This window comes from Desulfovibrio psychrotolerans, from assembly GCF_013340305.1.
In the GTDB taxonomy this organism is placed as follows: Bacteria; Desulfobacterota; Desulfovibrionia; order Desulfovibrionales; family Desulfovibrionaceae; genus Halodesulfovibrio; species Halodesulfovibrio psychrotolerans.
This window is the reverse complement of sequence record NZ_BLVP01000002.1, coordinates 114,121-128,309: the sequence shown is the minus strand read 5'-3', so window position 1 is coordinate 128,309 and position 14,189 is coordinate 114,121. Positions and strand designations below refer to the sequence as shown.

The 14,189-nt window shown below is 58.3% G+C and carries 13 protein-coding genes and 2 tRNA genes; 9 read left to right on the top strand and 6 right to left on the bottom strand.

Going from position 1 to position 14,189, the window contains the following annotated elements; all coding sequences use genetic code 11:
- The first annotated feature begins 182 nt into the window (after nucleotides 1–182).
- From HUV26_RS03465 to HUV26_RS03430, 8 genes are all read left to right on the top strand, one after another.
- Nucleotides 183–1,346, top strand: coding sequence for an MFS transporter (locus HUV26_RS03465; RefSeq protein ID WP_174408713.1), 1,164 nt, complete (start codon nucleotides 183–185; stop codon nucleotides 1,344–1,346).
- A gap of 95 nt (nucleotides 1,347–1,441) precedes the next feature.
- Nucleotides 1,442–1,924, top strand: coding sequence for a hypothetical protein (locus tag HUV26_RS03460; RefSeq protein ID WP_174408712.1), 483 nt, complete (start codon nucleotides 1,442–1,444; stop codon nucleotides 1,922–1,924).
- Between the two features lie 60 nt (nucleotides 1,925–1,984).
- Nucleotides 1,985–2,830 (top strand): universal stress protein, encoded by an 846-nt coding sequence (locus HUV26_RS03455; RefSeq protein ID WP_174408711.1) that lies wholly within the window; start codon nucleotides 1,985–1,987, stop codon nucleotides 2,828–2,830.
- Between the two features lie 821 nt (nucleotides 2,831–3,651).
- A complete protein-coding gene (locus tag HUV26_RS03450; protein WP_174408710.1) occupies nucleotides 3,652–4,473 on the top strand; it encodes an ABC transporter substrate-binding protein in 822 nt (273 codons plus the stop codon).
- A gap of 96 nt (nucleotides 4,474–4,569) precedes the next feature.
- Entirely contained in the window at nucleotides 4,570–5,265 is a 696-nt protein-coding gene (locus HUV26_RS03445; RefSeq protein WP_174408709.1) for an ABC transporter permease, read from the top strand.
- A complete protein-coding gene (locus tag HUV26_RS03440) occupies nucleotides 5,262–5,933 on the top strand; it encodes an ABC transporter ATP-binding protein (RefSeq protein WP_174408708.1) in 672 nt (223 codons plus the stop codon). Before HUV26_RS03445 ends, HUV26_RS03440 begins: the two co-directional genes overlap by 4 nt.
- Nucleotides 5,934–6,070: 137 nt before the next feature.
- Nucleotides 6,071–6,145: transfer RNA gene (locus HUV26_RS03435), tRNA-Gln, on the top strand.
- Between the two features lie 6 nt (nucleotides 6,146–6,151).
- Nucleotides 6,152–6,229 (top strand) — tRNA-Glu (locus tag HUV26_RS03430).
- Between the two features lie 68 nt (nucleotides 6,230–6,297).
- On the opposite strand, the gene HUV26_RS03425 is transcribed toward HUV26_RS03430, so the two are convergent.
- From HUV26_RS03425 to nikA, 6 genes are all read right to left on the bottom strand, one after another.
- On the bottom strand, nucleotides 6,298–7,593 hold the full coding sequence (locus HUV26_RS03425) for an MATE family efflux transporter (RefSeq protein WP_174408707.1): 1,296 nt from the start codon (nucleotides 7,591–7,593) through the stop codon (nucleotides 6,298–6,300).
- Between the two features lie 173 nt (nucleotides 7,594–7,766).
- On the bottom strand, nucleotides 7,767–8,567 hold the full coding sequence (locus HUV26_RS03420; protein ID WP_174408706.1) for an ABC transporter ATP-binding protein: 801 nt from the start codon (nucleotides 8,565–8,567) through the stop codon (nucleotides 7,767–7,769).
- A complete protein-coding gene (locus tag HUV26_RS03415) occupies nucleotides 8,554–9,492 on the bottom strand; it encodes an ABC transporter ATP-binding protein (protein ID WP_205245109.1) in 939 nt (312 codons plus the stop codon). The genes HUV26_RS03420 and HUV26_RS03415 overlap by 14 nt, the downstream gene beginning before the upstream one ends.
- A gap of 2 nt (nucleotides 9,493–9,494) precedes the next feature.
- Complete coding sequence (gene opp1C / locus HUV26_RS03410; protein ID WP_174408705.1) at nucleotides 9,495–10,313, bottom strand: nickel/cobalt ABC transporter permease; 819 nt, start codon at nucleotides 10,311–10,313, stop codon at nucleotides 9,495–9,497.
- Nucleotides 10,314–11,249 (bottom strand): nickel/cobalt ABC transporter permease, encoded by a 936-nt coding sequence (gene opp1B, locus HUV26_RS03405; protein WP_174408704.1) that lies wholly within the window; start codon nucleotides 11,247–11,249, stop codon nucleotides 10,314–10,316.
- 11 nt (nucleotides 11,250–11,260) lie between these two features.
- Nucleotides 11,261–12,841 (bottom strand): nickel ABC transporter substrate-binding protein, encoded by a 1,581-nt coding sequence (gene nikA, locus HUV26_RS03400; protein WP_174408703.1) that lies wholly within the window; start codon nucleotides 12,839–12,841, stop codon nucleotides 11,261–11,263.
- Nucleotides 12,842–13,008: 167 nt separating this feature from the next.
- Between nikA and HUV26_RS03395 the strand changes: the two genes are divergently transcribed.
- Nucleotides 13,009–14,043: a LysR substrate-binding domain-containing protein gene (locus tag HUV26_RS03395; RefSeq protein ID WP_174408702.1), complete on the top strand. Its 1,035-nt coding sequence runs from the start codon at nucleotides 13,009–13,011 to the stop codon at nucleotides 14,041–14,043.
- Nucleotides 14,044–14,189: the final 146 nt, after the last annotated feature.

The window sequence follows — 14,189 nt, the reverse complement described above, 5'->3', positions numbered from 1 at the left end:
GTTTCTCTGTCGCCGCCGGGCATTGCGCCATGTGCACCGCCGGCAGGCTCATGCCCGGTTGCGCATGGCTTCCGGTAATGACAGAGAGAACGGAAGGGAGAACGGAAGGGAGAACGACAGGAACCAGCAGGGCAAACAGCAGGTTGCCATTCTTCCAAAGCACGCCTACAACCGGAAAACGCATGTCACATCCGTCCGCCATAGACGCCGACAACCGGCGCATGTTCATCTTTCTGCTGGTGCTGGTGCTCGCCGTAGCCGCCGCTTTTCAGGGCTGGCGCACACTCTACAACAACTTCGCCGTAGAACTGGCAGGACTCACAGGCGAGCAGAACGGCCTCGTGCAATCCCTGCGGGAGGTTCCGGGCTTCCTCTCCCTGCTGGTCATCTACATCATGCTGGTCGTGCGCGAACACACGCTGGTCGCCCTTTCCGTTCTCACACTGGGCGTGGGCGTCGCCATAACGGGCTTCTTCCCCTCGTTCCACGGCGTCATCTTCACCACGCTGATCATGAGCTTCGGCTTCCACTATTATGAAACCGTCCACCAGTCGCTGGTGCTGCAATACTTCAACAAGGCGCAGGCTCCCGCCGTCATGGGCAGAATGCGTGGCTTCTCCTCCGGAGCCAATATCGCGGTGGGTATCGCCATCTTCCTGCTTTCCCCCGTGCTGGAATACCACACCCTGTTCCTCCTCTTCGGGTGCGTGGCAGTACTGGCAGCCCTGTGGTGCTTCACCCAAAACCCCGTTTCACGCCACACGGTTCCGCAGCGGCGCGGCATGGTGCTGCGCAGGCGGTACTGGCTGTTCTACCTGCTCACTTTCTTCAGCGGGGCGCGCAGGCAGATATTTGTGGCCTTTGCCGTATTCCTCATGGTGCAGCGGTTCGGCTTCTCCGTGCAGGAGATAACAGCCCTGTTCATACTCAACAACGCCGTAAACTGGTTCCTCTCTCCCGCCATCGGCAGAGCGGTAACCCGTTTCGGAGAGCGGCGGATGCTCACGCTGGAATACGCGGCCCTCATCGCTGTCTTCGTGGGCTATGCCGTCGTGCAGAGCAAGCTGCTCGTGGCCGCCCTGTATATTCTCGACCATGTGTTCTACAACTTCGCCATGGCCATAAAAACCTATTTCCAGAAGATAGCCGACCCGGCGGACATCGCCCCCAGCATGGCGGTCAGCTTCACTATCAACCACATCGCCGCCGTATTCATTCCCGCCGTGGGCGGCATGCTGTGGATGGTGGACTACCGCATTCCCTTTCTGGGCGCGGCGGGTCTGGCATGCGTCTCCCTCGTGCTCTCGCAGTTTATACGCACCCCTGCGCCTGAAGAAGATAGATAGCCGCAAGGCATGACTTTTTCCTCCGCCACAGTTGCCTTACCCCGCCTGCGGCTGTACAATCTCCCACAAACAACCCACACACAAAGGAGACCGCAATGCCGCGTCTGTTCCTGCATATCCTCGCAACCCTGCTCCTGCTGGCTCTGGCTGTTCCGGCACTCCCGGCATTCGCGGAAGAACCGGAAAAGAAACCCCTCAAAGATGCGCCGCAACAGGTTTCCACGGGCAAATCCACCACAGTGGCCGTGGAACACGAAGGCGAAGACACCATCGGTGCCCGCCTTGCCTTCCAGCTCAAAGAAATTTTCAACACCTCCAGCCTGTTCCAGCTTACCGATGCCGACAAACCCAAACTGAACGTCCTCGTGTCCACGGTTTCGGAATTTCCTTCCCGGCCTGATGTAGGCTCCGCCTACGCCGTGGTCTGGGTCTATTCCGAAAGCCGGGGCAACCTGCAATACTACCTCGGTCGCCAGACCGGCGTGGTCAGCGAGGCAGGCGTGGCAGACGTTGCGCGGGTTCTGGCCGAACGCACGGACGGCATTGCCGTGAAATACGGCTATCTGTTCGGCAACTGATACCCGCAATCGACGAACCGACCGCCGCTCCCACCATTTCGGACCACTGCTGGAGGCGTTATGGAAAAGGCCCTTCTGCTCACCGTAAGTGACGACATGACCTACGCATGGGGCATGCGCTTTGCTGTCTCCTTCTTCCACCATAAAGAAGATATACGGCTGACCCTGCTCTATGTTGCCCCCTCCGGCTACGCCGATGCCCAGTCGCAGGAAGAGACAACCCTCTCCGACAGCCAGCAGCGCAAAGGAAGGGAAATGGTGGCAGAGGCGCGCCAATGGCTTGTCGGGCACGGCTTCCCGGAAGCGCATATAGAAACCAAGGTCATACCGAAACAGCACGGCGTGGTCCGCGACATCATCGCCGAGGCACGCAGGGGCCTGTATGATGCCGTGGTGGTGGGCCGCCGCTATCTGGACTGTCTGGAGCGCGTCTTCACCACCAGCGTAAGCCGCGGCCTGTTGTGGGAAGGCGGCGATTTTCCCGTCTGGGTCTGCAACCAGCCCGCACCGGAACGCAGCAACATCCTGCTCTGCACAGACGGCTCCTCTTCCTGCGCCAATGTGGCAGACCATGTGGGGTTCATGATGGCGCACGAACCCCGCCACCGGGTGACCGTCCTGCACCTCCGGGAAGGCGGCATAACGCCGGAGTCCGCGCTGGAAGAGGCCATCGTGCGCATCCGCGAAAACGGTGTGGAAGAGTCGCGCATCAGCACCCTGATCATGGACGCCGATGACAAGACCCGGACCATCCTGCGTCTGGCGGATGAAGGAGAATACGCTGTCGTGGCGGTGGGCCGCAGGCAGGACTTGCCGGAATCCCTGCTCCAGTGTCTGTTCAAGTCGTCCGTAAGCCTCGGCCTGCACGAAAGCGTGAATAAATTCTCTCTCTGGGTAAGCCGCTGACAGGCACTAACTGCACTCCCGGTAACAGACAATAACAGGCAACAACAGGCTGCAACAGGCAGTAACAGACCGTAACGGGCAGCAACGAACAGCTACGGGCAGCAACCGGCAGTTGCTTTTCGCCCCGCACCTCTTGCCAAACGACCCTGTCGGTGTTATCTTTACTTTGTTGCGGAGGTGTCCACCATATTTCTTCATGGTCCGGACTCTCAACAACACATATACGCCCTATTTCCGGCCTGTGCCGGTAGAAATTGAGCGATTCGTACAAGTTTGAGGATTGCCCCCCAATTCCGCCTTGAATCATACGAATCGCTCTATTTTTTTGCCTGCTCCCGGCCCATCCTGCCCTCTGCCGCCTCCCCGCCCAAACGCCTGCGTCCTTGCAAAGGCCCGACGTCATTACTCAATGTCATTACCTGACGCCATTTCCCAGCGTGATTTCCTTACGTCATTACCCTATGCCATTTCCTTACGTCATTACCCAATGCCATTTCCTTACGTCATTACCCAATGCCATTTCCTTACGTCATTGCTCACGCCGTACGGCATAATCCAAGCGCCAGCCCCATAGCGAAGAAGCCCCCTGTTTATCTTCGTATCTTTTGGTTCGTTTCTGTAAGCCTCCCCAAACAAAAACCAAACCCCTCTCACTCCCTTGAGCGTAACACCTTGTTTAACATACTAAAAAAAATCAGGCGCAAAGTGCCAAACCATAAGCAGGGTAAACACGGTAGACAAGTTCATATTCGTTATGTAGCTTGCAAATCACGGTACAGACTTGCTATAAATTACCATAAATAACCAAAACGGAGAGACTCATGCACCGATTCCTGCTTATGCTGCTGCTCGTTGCTCTGGCCCTGCCCGGCGCGGCGCGGGCGGAAAACCCCGTCCTGATGATGGCCACCACCACCAGCACCGACGACACCGGCCTTCTGGACGTCCTGCAACCCGCCTTTGCCGCCGATACAGGCATAGACCTGCGCTGGACAGGCGTGGGAACGGGCAAGGCACTTGAGCTTGGCAAAAACTGCGATGTGGACGTCCTGCTCGTGCACGCTCCGGGTGCGGAAAAAGCCTTTGTGGAGGCCGGTCACGGCGTTAACCGCGTTCAGCTCATGTACAACGACTTCGTCATTGTGGGCCCCGCCGCCGATCCGGCGCAGGTAAAGGGCCTTTCCGTGCGTGATGCACTGGCCAAGTTCGCGCAGACCTCCACCCCCTTCTGCTCGCGCGGCGACGATTCCGGCACGCACAAGAAGGAACTGGGCCTGTGGAAGGAAGCAGGCATGGCTGTCCCGGAAAAGGAAGCATGGTACATCCAGACAGGGCAGGGCATGCTGCCCACCATCAACGTGGCGAGCGAAAAGGGTGCCTACACCCTCACGGACCGCGGCACCTTCATCAAGTATGAGGCGTCCCACAACGGCAATCCGCCCATGGTCATTCTGGTGGAAGGCGACGGCGCCCTCTTCAACCAGTACAGCGGTATTGCGGTAAATCCGGAAAAGTGCCCCAACGCCAAGTACGACCTCGCCATGAAGTACATCGAATGGATGGCCTCTCCCGCCACCCAGAAGCTCATCGGCGAGTTCTCCCTCATGGGCAAGCCCCTGTTCGTGCCCAACGCCGGGAAGTAGAACGCAACTCCGCCGCCATGTCTTGCATCGCGGCGCACTTCCACGTATTGCAGGGCGGACCCGGTGCCGCCCTTTTTCATACCTGACGGGGAGATAATGGACTTCATACTGGACGGTTTCATCACGGCATTCCACCTGCTGCTGAGCGGGAATGAGGAAACATGGTCCGCCGTATACGCCACTGTATACGTTTCCACGCTGGCCATCCTGCTTACCGTGCTCATGGGCGCGCCGCTGGGCTTTCTGCTGGGCTACTGCACGTTTCCCGGCAAACGCGCTGTCCGGCTGGTGGTAGACACCCTGCTTTCCTTCCCCACCGTGGTCATAGGGCTCATCGTCTACGGGCTCATCTCCCGCAACGGCCCGCTGGGCGATATGGGCCTGCTGTTCACCCTGCAGGGAATCGCTCTCGGGCAGGTGCTGCTCGGGCTGCCCGTGGTCATTGCCATGGTGGCCAACGCCGTGGAAAACGCCGACAAACGCCTCCAGTTCACTCTGCTCACGCTGGGGGCGGACAAAGCGCAGCAGCTTGCCGCCACCCTGTGGGAGGTCCGCTACCACGTCATGCTCGCCACGGTCGCCGCATACGGGCGCATCGTTTCAGAAGTGGGCATCGCCATGATGGTGGGCGGCAACATCAAATGGCACACCCGTACCATCACCACCGCCATCGCGCTGGAAACAGGCAAGGGCCAGTTCGCCATGGGCGTGGCTCTGGGCATGGTGCTCATGGTCGTCGCCTTCGGCGTGAACATCTCCGTATCCGGGCTGCGCCGGAGGGCAGGCAGATGAACGCGCTTTACACCCTGCACAACATCCGCCAGCAGTATAACGGACGCCCCGTGCTTACCGTGGATAGCTTCGTCATAGAAACGGGCAGCATCGTCGGCATCGTCGGCCCCAACGGCGGCGGCAAGTCCACGCTCATGCGGCTTCTGGCCTTTCTGGAACCACCCCATGCGGGCAGCATCCATTTCGCGGGCACAGACGTAGACCCGCGCGGCCTTTCCTCGGGCCAGATCACCACATTGCGCCGCAAGGCCACGCTGCTCACGCAGGAACCCTACCTGCTCCAACGCAGTGTGGAAGAAAACGTGGCCTACGGCCTCAAGGTACGCAAAGAACAAAACATCGCCGCACGCGTGGCCTCCGCGCTGGAAACCGTGGGACTTGCGCCTGCGGAATTCTGCAAACGCCAGTGGTTCGAACTCTCCGGCGGAGAAGCCCAGCGGGTGGCACTGGCGGCGCGCATCGCCCTGTCTCCCCGCGCGCTGCTGCTGGATGAACCCACCTCGTCACTGGACGAAGAATCCACAGACCGCATCCGCGAAGCCACCCTGCACATCCGCAATACCAGCGGAACCACACTGGTCGTCGTTTCGCACGACAGGGAATGGCTCGCCTCCGTTGCAGATACCATCCGCACGGTCAGGCAGGGCCGCCTGCAACCGGTGGAATGAACAGCGCATCAGCTTGGCCTCCCGTATCACCGGGCGCACACAGGCCGCCGCTTGCACTGCAAAAAACGGATTTTCCACTTTTCATGAAAATCCGTTGACAAGGAGAGCGAGTTTCTTTAGTTACTTCCCTCGCACACTGGGCTGTCGTTCAATTGGCAGGACACCGGATTCTGACTCCGTCAATCAAGGTTCAAGTCCTTGCAGCCCAGCCATCAAGCGTCCCCATCGTCTAGCCTGGCCCAGGACACCTGCCTTTCACGCAGGCGACAGGGGTTCAAATCCCCTTGGGGACGCCACAGAAACACAAAACGGGTTATGTCACACGACATAACCCGTTTTGTGTTTCCGCCACACGGCCTTCCGGCTACACGCTGCGCAGCAGCCGGGGAAGATAAGGCAGCAGAAAGAGCGACCTGCTCAGGCTGAAGACAAGAAACGCCAGTATCAGGCCATGGTTGCCCAAAACCGGCGTCAGCCCGTACTGCGCTAAGCTATACGCGGCAAGTGAAAAAAGCATGGAGTTGCGGATGGGGGCCGTGAGCGTTGCACCTGAGAACAGGCCGTAAAACACAAGCCCCACACTGCCGCATACGGGAAAAACAACCATCCACAGCCCGAACTCACTGCCAAATGCCAGTACCTCCGGAATGGAGGTAAACAGCCGGAACACCATGTCATACGTAGCCAGATAGGCACAAGAGACAAGCAGTGTCCCAAACAGGCACCACTGGGCAGAAAGCGAAACAGCCCTGCGCAGAAGCACCCTGTCTTCCGCTCCCGAAGCCCTGCCCGCCACCACGCTGGAGGCATTTGCAAGCCCGTCAAAAAAATACGCCATAAGATACTGAATCTGCAACAATACCGCGTTTCCGGCCAATATCTCCTTACCGAAGCTTCCCCCCTTGGCCACAAACATGTTTGTGACTGCAAGCAGACAGATGGTACGGATAACAAGGTCTCGGTTCACCGAAACTATCTTCCGCATGGCCTCGGAGTCAAAGAAATCCCGCCACACAATGCTTCGCCATGAAAAGCGCGCATACCGCGCCACCAGATAAAAGCCCAGTCCCACTCCCGCCCCCTGCGCGATGAGCGTGCTTGCCGCAACGCCTTCCACTCCCCACGAAAGCCCCATGACGAACCATATCGACAGGACAATGTTAACGGCGTTGGTGCTCACCTGCAAAAAAAGCGATGCCCTAAGCCGCATCTGCCCCATCAGCCAGCCAAGCAGCACATAATTCATCAGCACACACGGAGCACCCCATATCACAATGGTAAAGTATGCTTCCGCATGTGCCCGCGCATCGGGGGCAGGGTCCAGGAAAAGCAGGGCGGCGTGCAGTACAGGCTGTTGCAGAAGAATGAACGCGCAACCTATGCACAAGGCAATGCCAAGGGGCCGTACCAGCGCCCACATTCCCAGCCCAATGTCTCCTGCCCCGTGCGCCTGCGATGAAAATCCTGTGGTGCTCACACGCAAAAAACCGAGCAACCAGTACATGGTGTTCAGAATAACCACGCCCACCGCAACCCCTCCGATATACGCAGGGTCGGGAAGCCGCCCCATCACGGCGGTATCCACCGCACCGAGCAGCGGCGTGGTAATGGTGGCAATAACAAAGGGAACGGCAATTCCCATATATTCCCTGTGTGTCATGATGGCTCCATACATCGGGCGCACGGAATGAACCGCTTCCAACCGCGGCCTCCGGCAGTTCAAGGGTTTTCATACCAGATGAATAAGTAGTCCGGGCAGATACGCCCACAAGCAAACACGCATCGACTGCACGGTGCAGTTAAGAAACAGAGTCCCGCACCACAACAGTGCCGTCAGACCAGAACAGCCTCCAGCAATTGCCGCGCGTAGCCGCTGCGCACGCGGGGCAGCTCTTCAAGGTCGTCCACCTGTTCAACAATGGCCCCGTCATTAAAAAAGAGTATCCTGTCACACAGGTAGGTCACCGCAGTAAGATCATGGGAGATAAAAAGATACGAGAGGTTCCGCTCCTCCTTAAGCGCCTTGAGCAACTGCAACACCTGATACTGCACGGAAACATCAAGCGAGCTGACCGCCTCGTCCAGCAGTATCAGCGGTGGCCGTGCCGCCAGTGCACGCGCTATGCACACGCGCTGTAACTCGCCCCCGCTCAGTTCGTGCGGCTGCCGTGCAAGATAGGAAGCAGGCAACCGCACCTGCTCCAGCAACTGCTCCAGATAGGCCGTCCGCCTGTTTCCTCTCCCGGCAAGAGCCGGAATCTCTTCCACGGAACCGCCTCCAAGCCCCCGCAGCGGCTCTTCCAGAATGTCCCTGACAGAGAAGTACGGATTCACCGAGGCGTTGTAGTCCTGGAATACAATACTTACCCTACCACCCAGCCCGGTGCTTTTTGCAAACCCGGTTCCGGCGTAAATATCCTGCTCCATAAGCCGCACAGTTCCCCGGTCCGGCCGTGCTGTTCCGGTAATAACCCTGCCCAGCGTGCTCTTGCCGCTGCCGCTTTCACCTATAAGCCCAAGGCACTCCCCGTTTTCCATAGAAAGGGAGACCCCCTTGAGCACCTGCTTGCGGGAACGGGAAAACAGGCCATCCCTCTGCCTGAAGCTCAAATGGATATTCTCAACCTGCAACATGGGCATCCTCACTCACACAGGCCAAAGCATGTCCCGCACCCGCCGCGCCCACAAGCCTCGCAAAGCGTCCGGTAAGCTCCCTGCGCGTCTCAATAAGATACCGGGTGTGCTCATGGCGGGGATTGTTAAAAACAGTCTCTGCGGGACCATATTCCACAGCCCTGCCCTGACACATAACCAGCACGGCATCAGCCACCATCCGCAGGGCACCGAGATCATGCGAAACAAAAATCATGGCACCGTTGCTCTGCTGACGCAGGCGCACAAATTCCCGCATCACCTCATGCTGCGTCACGCTGTCCAGAGCCGTTGTCGGCTCGTCAGCAAGGATCAACGCAGGCTGAAGGGCCAAGGTCAGCCCTATCATCACACGCTGGAGCATGCCCCCGCTCAACTGGTACGGAAAACAACGCAACACCCGCTGCGGCTCCTTTATGAGCATGCGGTCCAGCGTATCCGCCGCCAGAACTCCCGCCCGCACCGAACCGCCCAGATGGGTCCGGAACGTTTCCTCCAGCTGCTCGCCTATGGTGAAAAGGGGATTGAAGGCAGAAAGCGGATTTTGCATGATAATGGCTATCTGCCTGCCGCGTTTGGGCCGCATGACCCGCTCGTCCTGAAGCGGCAATCCCTCTCCCTTCAGACGCACAGCCCCCCGCACCAAAAAGTCGTTGTCCAGCAGTCCCATCAGCGCTTTGCATGTAATGCTCTTGCCGCTGCCGCTCTCTCCCAGAATGCCCAGGCATTCCCCCTGCCGCAGCGGAAAAGATATCCCCTCAATCAGCTTCTGCGGCACTCTGCCGCCCACATAGTCCACGCAAAGCTCATCCACAGTCAGCAGTGCCGCGCCATCGTCACGCAGCACCGCCCCCGGGCTGGCGTCTTCCGGCCCAATTATCGTGCTCATGCTTGTCGTCTTGCTCATGCTTATCTTCCCCGCACTTCAAGCGCACCGCGCAGGCTGTCGCCCAGCAGGTTAAAACATGCCACCAAGGTCAGCACCGCCAAGCCGGGGGCCAGCATCTGCTGCGGGTATGAAACCATAACGTGGCGCGCCTCGTTCAGCATGGCACCCCATTCCGGTGCGGGAGCCTGTACACCAAGCCCCAGAAAGGAGAGGGTGGAAATATTGATGATAACCCACCCGGCATCCAGCGATGCAAGCACAATAATCTCCGGCAGCACAGAAGGCACAATATGCCGCCACAGTATGAACCCGGTTCCCGCTCCCGTTGTGCGTGAAAAGATCACAAACCCTTTCTCGCTGTGCTGAAGCACGGAACCGCGTATCATCCGCGCGTACCACGCCCACTTGATGAGTATGTTGGCAATAATCACATTTTCAATGCCCACCCCCAGCATGCCCACAACGGCAAGAATCATTACCTGACTGGGAAACGAGAGCATCACATCGCAGGCACGCATGATGATCTCATCCACTGCGCCGCGAAAATACCCGGACACCACTCCCAAAAAACCGCCCAGGGCAATGGTGCCCCCCATCGTCAGCAGCGAAAGCAGAATGGTGGGCCGCACTCCGTAAATAAGGCGGGAAAGCACGCACCTGCCCTGCTGGTCCGTTCCCAGCGGGTAGTCCCACGACATCCCCCTGAACTTGGCCATGATATTGGCCTCCAGCGGGTCGTTGGGGGCAACAAGCGGCGCGAAGATCCCCAGCAGCAGTGTCGCGCCGATGATGCCCAGGCACGCCACGGCCACCCTGTCCCTCATAAGCCTACGCCACATCTAGCCCTCCGCCCGCTGTCTGGGGTCAATCCACGCATTGATTATGTCCACGATAAGATTGAACATAATGAACAGCACTCCCATCATCAAAACATAGGCCTGAATAATGGGGTAATCCCGGTTGAAGATGGCCGATATGCACAGCCTGCCAATGCCGGGCCATGCGAAGATGCTCTCCACCACCACGGTGCCTGCAATGAGCTGGGGAATACTCATCCCCAGCGCCGTAATGCTGGACTGCAACGAATTCTTGAACACATGCCGCAGAATAATCCTGCGGCGCGAAAGCCCCCGCGCCCGTGCATACAGCACAAACGCCTCCTGCATGGTCTGGAGCATGGTGCTGCGCACCAGCCGCACATAGGTGGAAATATACGTCAGCGACAGCGTGAACGCCGGCAGCAGGTACGACTGCCACCCCGCCTTGCCGCCTGTGGGCAGCAGGTCGAAATGGATCCCGAAAACCCATATAAGGATAAACGCCGCCCAGTAGTTGGGCATGGCCGTGCCGAAAAACACCACAGCGCGCACCACGGTATCAAAAATGCTGCCCCGCCACACAGCGCTCAGCACCGCCAGCGGCAGGCTTATGATAAGCGTAAACAACAATGAGGCCGCCGCAAGGGTCAGGGTTGCGGGCAGGCATCTGGCAATCTCCTCTGCCACTGCCCTGTGGTGGTTGGTGTACGAGAATCCCAGATCAAGCTGCACCGCTTTATACAGCCACACCGCGTACCGTTCCAGAAAGGGCCTGTCGAGGCCCAGCGCCTTGCGCTGGACCTCGATAAGCTCTGGAGTAGGGATAATCTCATTGACACGCAGAGCCACTTCCGCCGGGTCCGCCGGGATAATGGATATAAGGACAAACGCCAGAAACGTTACCCCGACAAGCATCGGCACCGAGGCAAGAACACGTCGAATGATATACCGTCTCATGCCGCGCAAACCTAAAAGGACATCTTCTCAAGCGGCACTTCAAACTGCGAGGGATTAAACGTAACTCCCTTCAGGTCCTTGGTGAACACGGCCCGGTTTCTCTGATAGGTCAGAGGAATGTACACAGCTTCGTCATGCAGCGTGGTCAGCAGCCAGGAGAACATTTCCCTGCGCTTTTCCTCATCAACGCTCACAAGAATGTCGTGCACGGTCTGGTCAATCTGCTTCTTCTGCGGCAGCCCCAGTTGCGCGGCGTAGTCACCGTACACGGTCCGCACCATGCTGCCGATGAACGACTGCGGATCATACGGCGTGCCCCACGAAATGTTGTGCACAATATCAAAATCCCCCGCCTTCATGCGGTCACGGTAGGCCTGCTCTTCTTCGCCAAAGAGCTCAAGCCCCACACCGGCCTTGCGAAACTCCGCCTGCATGAACTCGGAGATATTCTTTTCCGTCACACTGTCGCTGTTATAGTATATTTTAAGGATAAGCTGCCTGCCGTCCTTCTCCCGCACGCCCTTCCCGGCAGCAAGCTTCCAGCCCGCTTCATCCAGCAGGGCCTTGGCCTTTTCCACATCAAGGTCATAGGGCTTCAGCGGCACATCGCAATAGGGCACGTTGGGGGCAAAGAGAAAATCAGCCGCACTTTCATACCCGTTAAACAGACCCACGGATATGGCCTCACGGTTGGTCAGGTGCTGCAACGCCTTGCGCACATTCTTCTCGTCAACGCCGGGCCTCGTGGTATTCACCACAAGATTCCGTGTGCTCAAGGGCTTGGAAAGCTGCACATCAAATCCGGGGGTCTGGCTGAAATGAGCTAGCGTCTCCGCGTCAATAAGGTTCGTCCCGTAAATCACGTCAATCTCGCCTTTTTTCAGCGCCATGGCGCGGGCCTGATTATCCGGTATCACGCGGGCGCGTATGGTCTTAATGGCGGGCTTGTCCCCCCAGTACCGCTCGTTGCGGACAAAGGTGGCAACCTCGTCAACCTTATTGTCTGCAAGAACATAAGGCCCGGTGCCCGCATAGCTGGAAACCCCGTCCCTGGTGCCGCCGTTTATCATGCTTTTGGGCGATATGAAGCGGAAGGGACGCGTCACCGCAAGCTCGGTGAGCATGGGAAAATACGGCTCCTTAAGGGCAATCCGCAGGGTATAGTCATCCACGGCAGTCACGGAGTCCATGAGGCGTATCATTTCAAGCCATGTATGCCGTTCGGTATTCTCGATAATGGCGTCAAAGTTCATCTTGGCGGCATGCGCGTTAAAGGGCTCACCGTCAGAAAACGTAACATCCCGGCGCAGGGAAAACGTATACACCCTGCCATCGGCGGAAACATCCCAAGACTCCGCCAGCCACGGCTCCACGCCGCCTTCCACATTGCGCACCAGCGATTCAAAGATCAGGTTCTGCGCGAACAGTTCCCCGGAATAGAGATGCGGATTAAGGTTTCGTATATCGCGAAAGTTCACAAATACGAGTTCGCGGTCTGCCTCTGCCTGCGTCGCGTGCGCCACAGCCCCTGAAGCGGCAACAAGCCACGTCAAAGCCAAAACCATCGCCAACCTGCTGAAACGAGAAAACATAACAAACTCCTTTGCTGAAAACCCTCTCAACGGGGCCTTGAATCAAACGTCCCGCTTGATTTTGAAGTTGATTTTTATTATCAACGCAAAGGAGTCGTTTATTCCCATTTTCAAAACCTGACAACCCGCATGCCTGCAACGGAACGTTGCAAAAATGGAACAGGACCATGGACTACAATGATTTCTACTACTTCACGCTCATCGCGGAGCATAACGGCTTCAGTCAGGCGGAGCGGCGCACCGGAATCCCCAAATCCACCCTGAGCAGACGTATCGCAAAGCTGGAAAAGCATCTCGGGGTGGCGCTCTTTCACAGAAGCCCGCACCATCTCACACTGACCTCTGCCGGAAAAACCTTCTATGCCCACTGCCGCAAAACCGTCCGCAGTGCCTCGGCGGCAGTGGAATCCATTCTGGCGCTGAAGGAAGAACCCACCGGCCTCATCCGCATAAGCTGCCATGAGCTTATCGCCCAGTACTACCTTACAACGGTGCTTGTGGAATTCATGGACAGATACCCTCAGGTGCGTGTGGAGCTTATCGCCACAGACAGAGACATCCATCCCGTCAGGGAAGATATGGACGTGGTTATCACCACCCATCCCGTCCGGAACCTGCCGCCCGACCTGATTGTCAAAAGGATAGCTGAAGAAGAGCTGGTTCCGGTGACAAGCCCCGACCTGCTGCAAAGGTTCGGAGAACCCCACACCCTTGAAGACGTTTCGCGCTATCCCGTCATCGCCAACTGCGCCGATGACGCCCGCACGTGCAGCCTGCACGGTCAGCCGGAAGAGACGCATACGGGGCACTACTGGACCCTCAGCCCCGCATCCGGGGGCAGCGCGGTCCGGGTGCCTGTGCAGCCCCGGTTCCTGTGCTCGGACATGCGCGCCCAGTACCATGCGGCACTGCGCTCCGCAGGACTCGCCATGCTTCCTGTCGCCTTCCTGCACGATGCCTACGCAAACGGCTGGCTGTGCCGCGTTCTTCCCGACTGGGTCGGCCCCAGAAAAACCGTGCATGCACTGCTGCCCCCCACTAAGGGTATGCTTCCCGGCGTCCGCGCCCTGCTGGACCACCTGACCGAACACCTCCCCCAGAGCATGGGCGTGTGCCGACCCGGCATGGGATTTACCTCCGGTATCATCGCCGCGCAGTCAGAAAGCCTGCAGCAACATTTTGACGGCAGACCGCGGCAATAACTGCCCCTGCCCCGCGCGCTCCCCCCCGATTGGGACTTCAGCAAAACGCTTTTTTCCCGTACACCTCCGGAAGGGGCACACGGCATACATAGCCGTCCTCCCCAAACGGACTCTGCCCACTCCGTCAACCATAAACGGCGCGCATT

Coding starts and splice junctions, on each gene's coding strand:
- opp1C (WP_174408705.1), bottom strand. CDS start 10,313: ATGTGGCGTAGGCTTATGAGGGACAGGGTGGCCGTGGCGTGCCTGGGC.
- HUV26_RS03455 (WP_174408711.1), top strand. CDS start 1,985: ATGGAAAAGGCCCTTCTGCTCACCGTAAGTGACGACATGACCTACGCA.
- HUV26_RS03440 (WP_174408708.1), top strand. CDS start 5,262: ATGAACGCGCTTTACACCCTGCACAACATCCGCCAGCAGTATAACGGA.
- HUV26_RS03425 (WP_174408707.1), bottom strand. CDS start 7,593: ATGACACACAGGGAATATATGGGAATTGCCGTTCCCTTTGTTATTGCC.
- HUV26_RS03395 (WP_174408702.1), top strand. CDS start 13,009: ATGGACTACAATGATTTCTACTACTTCACGCTCATCGCGGAGCATAAC.
- HUV26_RS03465 (WP_174408713.1), top strand. CDS start 183: ATGTCACATCCGTCCGCCATAGACGCCGACAACCGGCGCATGTTCATC.
- HUV26_RS03460 (WP_174408712.1), top strand. CDS start 1,442: ATGCCGCGTCTGTTCCTGCATATCCTCGCAACCCTGCTCCTGCTGGCT.
- nikA (WP_174408703.1), bottom strand. CDS start 12,841: ATGTTTTCTCGTTTCAGCAGGTTGGCGATGGTTTTGGCTTTGACGTGG.
- HUV26_RS03420 (WP_174408706.1), bottom strand. CDS start 8,567: ATGTTGCAGGTTGAGAATATCCATTTGAGCTTCAGGCAGAGGGATGGC.
- HUV26_RS03450 (WP_174408710.1), top strand. CDS start 3,652: ATGCACCGATTCCTGCTTATGCTGCTGCTCGTTGCTCTGGCCCTGCCC.
- HUV26_RS03445 (WP_174408709.1), top strand. CDS start 4,570: ATGGACTTCATACTGGACGGTTTCATCACGGCATTCCACCTGCTGCTG.
- HUV26_RS03415 (WP_205245109.1), bottom strand. CDS start 9,492: ATGAGCAAGACGACAAGCATGAGCACGATAATTGGGCCGGAAGACGCC.
- opp1B (WP_174408704.1), bottom strand. CDS start 11,249: ATGAGACGGTATATCATTCGACGTGTTCTTGCCTCGGTGCCGATGCTT.